Raw genomic sequence first — 9,484 nt, 5'->3', positions numbered from 1 at the left:
AGAACTTTAGACAACGCTAATGCGAGAATTCATCTTTGCTTTATTAGGCTTATGCTTAAGCGCCTTGCCAAAGCTTCCTAAGATACCAAATGGGTTCTATAAAGGTTTAGCAGTACATTAGAATCGAATACAAAAAGACATCTATCCCACATTTCTTCTCTCAGATTAGGATCATTAAGAAGATATTGTTCTATAAATCGTTCATCCATTGAAACTACTCTCTTTTTTCGCAAGTAAATCTTATCTTAATGTATAGCGAAATCTAAAAATGTATTACTTTGCAAAGTATAAGGTAAATAACTGTACAATACAAATATTACTCAACTTGTCCAGTAATTTTTATTATGGCTTTTAATTTTCCTAAGCCATGAAATTTTGAACAAAATCGCCAAAACATAGTAACTGCTTGGGTGTCGTTTGCATCATTTATTTAAATATTCAAAAAGTTAACTCTTGAAACAACTCCGATAAAGGAAGACTAAAATTTGGAATTATATCTTCACCATCAAGACTATCTTCTAACTGCAAAAGCTTAGAAGGCTTAGGTTTGTGGTAAACCAATACACATTCCTCATCAGGCAAAATCACCCATACTAAGCGAGTTCCATTCTCAAAATACTCCACCAACTTATTATGGATTTCCTCAAAAGTATTATTGGGAGAAATAATTTCTACAGCCAGATCGGGAGCGCCATCAAAAAATCCCTTTGGTAAACGCTTTAGCCCTTGCAAACGCTCTTTAGCAATAAAAGCAAGATCGGGCGATCGCTTATTACCAGTCTTCATCTTAAAAGCCGTACTCGAATCACAAGTAACCCCAAGCTTATGAGTCCGCACAAAACCAGTCAAAAAATATCCGAGAGTAAGAGCCAAATAGCCATGCTCCACACCTGAATTTGCCACAATGACTAACTCTCCATCTACATATTCATAACGATTGCCATCTTCAGGTAATGACATAAACTGCTCATCAGTCAAAGCTCTTGGATTGGCTAATGGCTGAATTAAGTCTAGATCATTCGTTGCGATCGCTTGAGTCATTAGATTTAACTCCACAGATTAAACTAATGGGATTATAGCAAAGCACAAAGTGGCATAGCCACTTTGTGCTTTGTAATGTGCTTTGCAATTAATTACAACAAATCCAGCTTGACCTGCTCCAAATTGCCAGTGAACTTAAACGGAACTTGATAACTATCAACCACAGCGCTACCCGTATCTTGACCTACATCAAAGGTTTCATCTAAGCCAATACGGAAGCCAACGGTTTTCTCGACGCGACCTTCAGCAACCTGCTTATCATTGATAAATAGCTTGCCAGTGCCACCTGCACCAATTCCACCACCATCATAGGCAAAATCAAATCTAACTTTAGACTTCCCGATCGCTACAGGTTCAGAGGACTGAATGATCGTGCGATCGCTATTCAGGAAGTTATAGGCATAGGTGGGTTTGCCATCTTGCAGAAAGAAACTCCAACCTGCAAAACGTCCGCCTTGAGTCACTAATACTCCTTCTGCACGATCTTTGGCAATATCCACATCGGCAGTGATACTGAAGGATCGATTCTTGGTATTAGGAGCGCTACCTTCAGGAATGCCTGTGACCGTGGTGTAGTAACTAAAGCTATTGCGACCATTTGTGACACTAGGACGAGTATTAATGTCAAAGCGCTGAATTGTGCGATCGTCTAAGGGTAGAACCTTATATTTCTTCGCTTCCTTCAGAAAGAGATTTTGCAATTCTGCCAACTTTTTGGGATTATCTTTGGCTAAATCCTGAGATTCGCTAAAGTCTTGGGCAACATTGTATAGTTCCCAATTATCCTGATCGAAGGTGGTTTTAGAAAAACGCTCCCAAGGCAACCGACCATGACGAGCCGCCGCTACCCAACCTTGATCGTAAATGGCGCGGTTGCCAAACATCTCAAAATACTGGGTTTTATGTTTGGAAGCCACCGCAGGATCGTCAAAGGAATACACAAGACTGGTTCCCTCAATCGGTTGCTGTTTTGTGCCATTGACCACTTCAGGAGTTTCAATACCTGCCGCTTCCAGAATTGTGGGTGCGATATCAATTACATGATGAAACTGGCTGCGAATAGCACCTTGATCCTTAATGCGATCGCCCCAAGCGACAACTAGACCATTGCGAGTACCGCCGAAGTGCGAAGCGATTTGTTTTGTCCATTGGAAGGGGCTGTCCACTGCCCAAGCCCAAGCGGCATTAAAGTGATTGAAGGTTTTAGGGCTACCCAAATCATCTAGGGCAGCGAGAATTTCTTGAGGGCTTTCTTCAACGCCATTAAAGACCTTGAACTCGTTAACACTGCCTGTTAAACCACCTTCTGCACTCGCGCCATTGTCGCCAGCAATGAAGAAGACAAGCGTATTATCCAATTCACCCAACTGAGCGATCACATCAATCACACGACCAACTTCAGCATCGGTATGGCTGAGGAAACCTGCAAATACTTCAAATTGATGAGCGTAAACTTTCTGCTCGGTAGGGGTGAGGGAATCCCAAGCAGGAATTTCCGCAGGACGGGGAGTGAGTTTCGTATCCGCAGGAATAATGCCAAGTTTAAGCTGACGCTCAAAAATATCAGCACGTAATTTATCCCAACCTTGATCGAACTTGCCTTTATATTTCTCAATCCATTCCTTTGGTGCATGGTGAGGCGCATGGGTTGCACCTGTTGCCAGATAAGTAAAGAAGGGCTTATCGGGAGCGATCGATTGCTGGGTACGAATCCATTTAATCGCATGGTCAGCGAGATCGGGAGTGAGGTGATAATTGGGATCATCTAAAGGTTTCTGAATATGTTGAGTATTCTCCACCAAGTTAGGACTCCATTGATTGGTATCACCACCTAAAAATCCATAGAAATAATCAAATCCCAAACTAGTCGGCCAGCGATCGAAGGGGCCAACGGCACTGGTTTCATAATCAGGAGTATTGTGCCATTTGCCAAAAGCAGCCGTATTGTAGCCATTATCACGCAATACTTCGGCGATCGTGGCGGCACTGCGAGGCAGAATCGCGGTATACCCTGGGTAGCCCGATGCAAGTTCTGTAATCACGCCCGTACTGACGGAATGGTGATTGCGTCCTGTCAGCAAGGCGGCTCTAGTGGGAGAGCAGAGGGCAGTGGTGTGGAACTGGTTGTAACGCAATCCCTGCGACGCTAAGCGATCTAAGTTCGGAGTTTCAATCAATCCACCAAAGGCGCTTGTCTGTCCAAAACCAACATCATCAAGGAGAACGAGCAACACATTGGGAGCTTTGGCTGGAGCTTTAATTGGTTGGGGAAAGTCAGGTTGTGATTCCTTATAAGTCGTGCCAATTTTGCCCTTAAAAGGTGGTTGCGGTAATGGCAACACTTCGCCATAGTCAGCAAAGGCTGGTAATGGGAGGAGGCTAGAAAGCATCAAGGCGATCGCAGTTAAAAAACTAATTTTTTGGGCGATCGCTTTTTTAGTTTCCCATTGCAAAATAAACTGAAGAGAGTTTTTCCAAAAATCTCTCTTTGAAGAATTTGTAACTTTTGTCATTATTGTCTAAATCAAAGACTATCAATCATTGTTATCACGATGATTGAAGCAAAGTCGGTCTTCACGAAGACATCTAGTTTTTAATATTTTTGACTAACCGAAACCCAATATGCGTAGTTCCCGTATCTGGCGATTCTGACTCCCGCGCCGCAGGACGATAGCGACTACAGTAATTGGGAGCGCAGAGATACGAGCCACCCTTGATAACATGTAACACTGACTCATCGGGCTTTTTCGGGTCAAAACTTTTATGGCGATCGCCAGCGATCGGATTATGTTGATGCGCCATGCGATCGTGTCCAAACTCAAAGAAATCAGAAGTCCATTCCCAAACATTACCAGTCATATCATAGAGCCCATAACTATTAGGAGGGAACGAAGCAACAGGCGCTAAACCCTTATATCCATCAGCTTTAGTATTAAAATACGGGAAAATTCCTTGCCAAGTATTCGCATTCTTCTCTGAATATTGATCACCCCAAACATAGGTCGCACCATCTAAACCACCTCTCGCTGCATATTCCCATTGCGCTTCCGTGGGAATAGACTTGCCAATCCACTTCGCATAGGCTTCTGCATCTTTATAGGCAATATGCACAACAGGATAATTATCTTTCCCCTTAATAGAACTATCTTTCCCAAAAGGATGCTGCCAATTTGCACCCACTGTCCAAGCCCACCAACTCAGAAATGGCAATTGCTGAGCATCTTCCTTAGGTGGTTGAAATACCAAAGAACCTGCTAAGCGTTGCTCGTCAGGTAGATCGGGAAATTCTTCTTTTGATAGAGGAATCTCTGCAACAGTTTTGTAACCAGTCGCCTTCACAAATTTAGAAAATTCAGCATTCGTAATTTCATGCTTATCAATACAAAAGCTGCTCACGCTGACATTATCGGCGAATCTCTCCTCAGGAAACCGATCGCTATCCGACCCCATCCGAAAAGTGCCACCATTAATAAACACCATTCCCTGTGGGCAGTTAGCAGCAAATACAGGGGGAGCGATCTCCATAAGTAACAGGAAAAAAAGACCCATGAGAAAGAGAAAAGCAAAAGGTAAAATGAGAAACTTCTTTTGCATTATCAATTACCAATACTGAGTTGTCGGACGAATTAAAATCTCATTTACATCCACTCGCTCAGGCTGACTGACCGCATAAGCGATCGCATTAGCAATATCTTCAGCTTCTAATGGCGTAATTGATTTGCGGAGCGCTTGACTCTTTTCATAGGCAACGGGATCAGAAATATGCTGATCGATTTCCGTATTTACCATTCCTGGTGCCACAACGGTGACGCGAATATTTTGTGGTGTCAGTTCTAAACGCAAAGCTTCAGAGAAGGCATTCACACCCCATTTGGTTAAGTTATAAAGCCCAATACCTGCGCGGACGGTGCGCCCTGCTACGGAGGAGACATTGACAATATGCCCAGATTTTTGTTCTAAAAACGTTGGTAAGACAGCATGAGTGGCATATAGCACACCAAAGATATTCACATCGATCATTTTGCGCCAATCATCGGTATTCGCATTGGCGATTTGTCCAGCGATCGCAATTCCTGCATTGTTCACCAAAATATCAATACGTCCAAAAGTTTCTTTGGTCTTTGCAATTAAGTTTTGAACTTGCGCTTCATCAGTAACATCGGTAATTACTTGGAGAAATTTGCCACCCGATGCTTCAATTTTTTGAGCAACTTCATTTAATTTATCGGCGCGTCTAGCAGCGATCGCTACATAAGCACCCTCAGAAGCTAAGGCGATCGCTGCTAGACGTGCCGATACCTGCGGAAGCACCTGTGATAATCGCAACTTTACCTTCTAATTTTTTAGTCATTTTAATTTTCTAGTTTTAACGTAAATTAAGTATCACTAAAAAGTAGGGGTAATTCATGAATTACCCCTACTTTTTATTACTGATTTTAGAAAACGAAAGTGGTACGGAGAGACAGACCATAGATTGGCTCTGGTGTGCCAGCATCAGGATTGAGAATTACAAAAACGCCTGGAGTGATGCTGATATTGCGATTGAATCTATGGGTGTAGAAAGTTTCAAGATGCCAAGGAGTCAGAGTATCTCTAGCACCATCGCTGCTATTTACATAGGGAGAAATACCAACCAGAATACCGCCGTGATTACCTTCCTTGAACAAGTCATAGAAGCCAAGACTCAAAGCCGCATTGAGAATATTCGCTTTGGCAGGTCCAGGGGTGAGGTTAGTTGCTGCTGTAGTTGAGAACCAGCCACCAAAGCCAACTTTAGGGAAAATTCGCCAATCAAACTGACCACCAAAAGTATCGGCAAGAGTAGTTACATCACCAAAGGGGCGAACAGCAAGGTTTGTACCAGTAGGCCCAGAGAAGTTTGTTTCTCCTGCTCTATCAATACCATTTGTACCAGTCCAATATTTGCGGATGTAGTTGAGAGAAAACTTAAAAGTATCAGATGGCGTTAGGGTAAGTTGAGCGGCGATCGTTTGGCTACCACCAAATAATCCATTACCAGTAGCTGGATCAGGAGTACTCGCAGGAGTACCTGGTCTCCGACTACCAGCCGCAGGATTAGATGCTTGCACGTCACTAGCAAAGTAACCCGCATGTAGTTGGATAGCATCGCTGAAGCGGTAAGCCGCGCCGACTCCAGTATTGGTAAATCCAGGACGGAAGATAACAGGATTAAATAGTCCATAACTAGTATTAGGAACGGAAGTTCCTTCTCTGAGGGGACTAATTAGAGGGAAATAGTCAAATGGCTGTAGTGATCTTGCTGAGAGCCAAACAGTAGCTTTATCACCTACGGGAAAACGATAGAATAGTTGACCTAGCGAGAAAGAGTTTGGCGCTGTGGTAGCAGTAGAACCATCAAGGGCAAAGTTAGATAAATTTGTTCCTGTAATAGCAGCGATCGCAGGAGCGTTATTTGTACCCAAGTTGATAGTTAATAAATCTTTTCCTGTAAAACTGGTATTGAGACGCAGGTTTACGGAATAAGCAAAAACTAGATTAGTATTTCTGGGATTAGTAGAACCAGTTCTAACGCTATTAGTAGATAAACCAGCTAATAGAAAATTAGCTGCACCTGATAGTTTTGTAGTAGTTGAAAACTGTTGGGCTTCAAGTTTAGCAGTTTTTGCATCCAATGAATCTACACGTCCTCGGAGTGTAGCAAGCTCAGAAGCAAACTCCTCTTGCAATTTCTGAAGAGTGGCAAGATCTTCTTTACTTACTTTGTCCGCAAGGCCAGCCGAGGTAATTTCATTGATTTTGTCTAGAGCTGTATTCAAACCTGCTGCAAATTCATAACGGGTGAGAGATTGGTTGCCGCGATAGGTACTGTCGGGATAGCCAGCAATGACTCCGTAACGTTCCACCAAGGATTGTAAAGCGGTAAAAGCCCAATCAGTTGGTCGGACATCAGTAAGTTGAGAGACAGAATTAACCTGAGCGAGATCAGAGTTTTGAGAAGACAAACCAAATTGTGAATTAGATAGCTGCTCAAAGGGAACTGGTGTAGATGAGAGTTCCTGTTGTGCCGAAATTGGCAAAGGAGTTTTCAAACCCAGTTCTGAGACATTGGTAACTTCATCAATCAATTTTCTATTTCCATCAACGTTGGTATTAGTGATATTGACCAGTTGATTAGATGAATTAGAAATTTTTTCAACAGTAGGATTGATCTCATTGGCGCTAACAGGTGATGTACTGGCGATCGCCGCTAATAAAAGCGATGGCAAAGATAGCGCAATTGTTTGCGAAGCCTTGAACATTATTATTTCTCCTCACATAGAGATTGAACAAATACAAAGATGAACACAAAAATGAATTCAGGTGGAAAAGATTGAATTACTGAACTTCAAAAAAATTTTCAACATCGAGGACTAACTCTAAATATATTCTTCATGTTGAATCCACAAGCTTTTTGAATAACCCAAACCTAATATACGGTAACTACATGATAATGCCGTAGTATTAAACAAGTATCACATGTGTATGCATTAAAAGCAAGGATTTTAAATAATTAGTAAACGCAAGAAATAGCGGTGCGAGGCTTCGCCCCGCTATTTCTTGATTGGGAAGGGAGTAGATAAAGTACCAAAGAGAATCAGTTCTTCACTAGATATTTATCGGATCTCAAAGCCAAGATTGTGCAGGACTTCTGTTAAGCGATCGCGTCCACCGAGAGCCTCAGCATTAGCAATTCTTGCGGTGGAGTGAGTTGACCAATCAGTATTCACTCCCGTTTTTTGTTGCTGATAGAAATCGGTCATAATCCGATCATATTCAGCGATCGCATCAGCTTGCTTTTCAACTGAGTAACCCTCACGATGGAGAACGGCAGATTGAGATAGACGGGGCTTGACAGCAGGAATATTGTCAGGATCGGGATAGCCAACGCTAAGCCCAAATACTGGAAATACCAAGGGAGGTAGATTCAATTCTTTTGCCACAGCTTCAGGATTGTTGCGAATTGCGCCGACATAGACTGTTCCTAAACCAAGGGATTCGGCTGCAATTACGGCGTTTTGAGCTGCTAAGGTCGCATCGATCGCTCCAGTTAGAAAAGTCTCTAAATAATCCAAGCCTTCGGATGTAGCGTTGTGAGCGTCAGCAATATTTCGCGCCCGTGACAAATCCGCAAGCCAAACTAAAAACAAAGGGACTTGGCGGATATGGGCTTGATTGCGGGCTAATACCGATAAACGCTCTTTACGGGCAGGATCTTCAACAGCTACGACACTCCATAATTGTAAATTAGAAGAACTAGCCGCAGATTGAGCCGCTGCAATCAAAGTTTCTAAAGTGCCTTTGGGTAAAGGTTTAGACAAATAGGAACGTATAGATCGGTGGGTTAACAAATTGCTGATCTGATCATTCCATAGAAAGTCATCAGGGAAAGAAATACCATAGCGATTGTGAAGCAAATCAACGGAAGAAACGGTGGCTGTAGTCATAAAATTTTGAACCTTTAATGAACAGCGTAAATCTCGTCTAGAAGAGAAGATGAAGTATTTGGTTTAGTACCTTTATTAGTTGCGATCGCCTGAAGCAAATCTTGCAAAGCAGCCTGTAACCGAATCGCAATTTCGAGGTTGGAATGTTCAGCATCCTGTAATTGATTATCTACCGCAAAAACACTGGGCAGGATTTGGGTTGCACCAAATTCTTTTAACACAGGCTTTAGAGAATATTCTAATGCGGAAGTATGGGCAATTGTATGACTAGTGGCAAGGGGGAGAATGACTTTATGGGCAAAAATCCCGCTTGGCAATAAATCGAGGAATGACTTTAGTAGCCCTGTATAGGCGGATTTGGCTATGGGACTGCCTATAATTATTGCATCGGCCTCTGCAATCAGTTTTTTGGGATAGAACAAAACGGGGCTAGAGTAACGCCCAAAAGCTAAGTCTTCAGCTAATAGATTGCGTACTAATAAAGTATCAATTTTAATTTGTGGAGATTCTAATTGATTTGCTAATAGATGCTTAGCATAGTCTAGAAAAGTGTGGTTGGGGCAAGGATGAAGGGGACTACCACCAATTATTAAAATACGAGTCATGTTTTTTGGGAGGGAAAGGAATATTAGGCGGCTTGAGCAGCAAAATGAGAAACACCTTCAGGATTCATCACTCTGGTACGAATCTTATCCACGAGGGCAGCAAATTCACCACTACCACGGGGACGGGGACGGGGCAGGTCTATTTTTAAATCTAGTCCAATCTGACCATGTTCAATCAAAATTAAGCGATCGCTCAGAGCCACGGCTTCTTCGACATCATGAGTAATCAGTAAAGTGGTAAACTTCTGCTCTAGCCAAAGATTTTCTAATAACTGATGTTACGTGGAAGGAATAGCCAATTTTTGGAGAAGAGAGAAACTAGCCCTAATGGCATTGAAGTAGAGTTTAGACTTAAGAGCAAAGTGATTGAGT

At 42.5% G+C, this 9,484-nt stretch carries 8 protein-coding genes; all 8 read right to left on the bottom strand.

The window, feature by feature from the left end; genetic code table 11:
• Positions 1–438: 438 nt before the first annotated feature.
• The 8 genes from H6F41_RS18110 to H6F41_RS18075 all read right to left on the bottom strand — a co-directional run bounded on the left by H6F41_RS18110 (position 439) and on the right by H6F41_RS18075 (position 9,315).
• The gene (locus tag H6F41_RS18110) at positions 439–1,041 is read right to left on the bottom strand and encodes a Uma2 family endonuclease (protein ID WP_190404860.1); all 603 of its coding nucleotides are present in this window, start codon (positions 1,039–1,041) and stop codon (positions 439–441) included.
• 92 nt (positions 1,042–1,133) lie between these two features.
• Complete coding sequence (locus tag H6F41_RS18105) at positions 1,134–3,554, bottom strand: arylsulfatase (protein WP_190404859.1); 2,421 nt, start codon at positions 3,552–3,554, stop codon at positions 1,134–1,136.
• Positions 3,555–3,627: 73 nt separating this feature from the next.
• The gene (locus H6F41_RS18100; RefSeq protein WP_190404858.1) at positions 3,628–4,635 is read right to left on the bottom strand and encodes a formylglycine-generating enzyme family protein; all 1,008 of its coding nucleotides are present in this window, start codon (positions 4,633–4,635) and stop codon (positions 3,628–3,630) included.
• Between the two features lie 6 nt (positions 4,636–4,641).
• Positions 4,642–5,286: an SDR family NAD(P)-dependent oxidoreductase gene (locus H6F41_RS18095; protein WP_322095946.1), complete on the bottom strand. Its 645-nt coding sequence runs from the start codon at positions 5,284–5,286 to the stop codon at positions 4,642–4,644.
• 191 nt (positions 5,287–5,477) lie between these two features.
• Entirely contained in the window at positions 5,478–7,322 is a 1,845-nt protein-coding gene (locus tag H6F41_RS18090; protein WP_190404857.1) for an iron uptake porin, read from the bottom strand.
• A gap of 354 nt (positions 7,323–7,676) precedes the next feature.
• Positions 7,677–8,507 carry an NADPH-dependent oxidoreductase gene (locus tag H6F41_RS18085; protein ID WP_190404856.1) on the bottom strand — a complete coding sequence of 277 codons (831 nt, stop codon included), beginning with the start codon at positions 8,505–8,507 and terminating at the stop codon, positions 7,677–7,679.
• Between the two features lie 14 nt (positions 8,508–8,521).
• Positions 8,522–9,112 carry an NAD(P)H-dependent oxidoreductase gene (locus H6F41_RS18080; protein WP_190404855.1) on the bottom strand — a complete coding sequence of 197 codons (591 nt, stop codon included), beginning with the start codon at positions 9,110–9,112 and terminating at the stop codon, positions 8,522–8,524.
• Between the two features lie 23 nt (positions 9,113–9,135).
• Positions 9,136–9,315 (bottom strand): hypothetical protein, encoded by a 180-nt coding sequence (locus H6F41_RS18075; RefSeq protein WP_199288837.1) that lies wholly within the window; start codon positions 9,313–9,315, stop codon positions 9,136–9,138.
• Positions 9,316–9,484: the final 169 nt, after the last annotated feature.

This window comes from Pseudanabaena mucicola FACHB-723 (genome assembly GCF_014696385.1).
GTDB lineage: Bacteria > Cyanobacteriota > Cyanobacteriia > Pseudanabaenales > Pseudanabaenaceae > Pseudanabaena.
Note: the sequence above shows the minus strand (reverse complement) of the source record. Positions and strands in the feature narration are given on the sequence as shown.

Excerpts from the sequence above, each read along its gene's own strand:
- H6F41_RS18105 (WP_190404859.1), bottom strand. The coding sequence starts at position 3,554 with ATGACAAAAGTTACAAATTCTTCAAAGAGAGATTTTTGGAAAAACTCT.
- H6F41_RS18080 (WP_190404855.1), bottom strand. The coding sequence starts at position 9,112 with ATGACTCGTATTTTAATAATTGGTGGTAGTCCCCTTCATCCTTGCCCC.
- H6F41_RS18085 (WP_190404856.1), bottom strand. The coding sequence starts at position 8,507 with ATGACTACAGCCACCGTTTCTTCCGTTGATTTGCTTCACAATCGCTAT.
- H6F41_RS18090 (WP_190404857.1), bottom strand. The coding sequence starts at position 7,322 with ATGTTCAAGGCTTCGCAAACAATTGCGCTATCTTTGCCATCGCTTTTA.
- H6F41_RS18100 (WP_190404858.1), bottom strand. The coding sequence starts at position 4,635 with ATGCAAAAGAAGTTTCTCATTTTACCTTTTGCTTTTCTCTTTCTCATG.
- H6F41_RS18110 (WP_190404860.1), bottom strand. The coding sequence starts at position 1,041 with ATGACTCAAGCGATCGCAACGAATGATCTAGACTTAATTCAGCCATTA.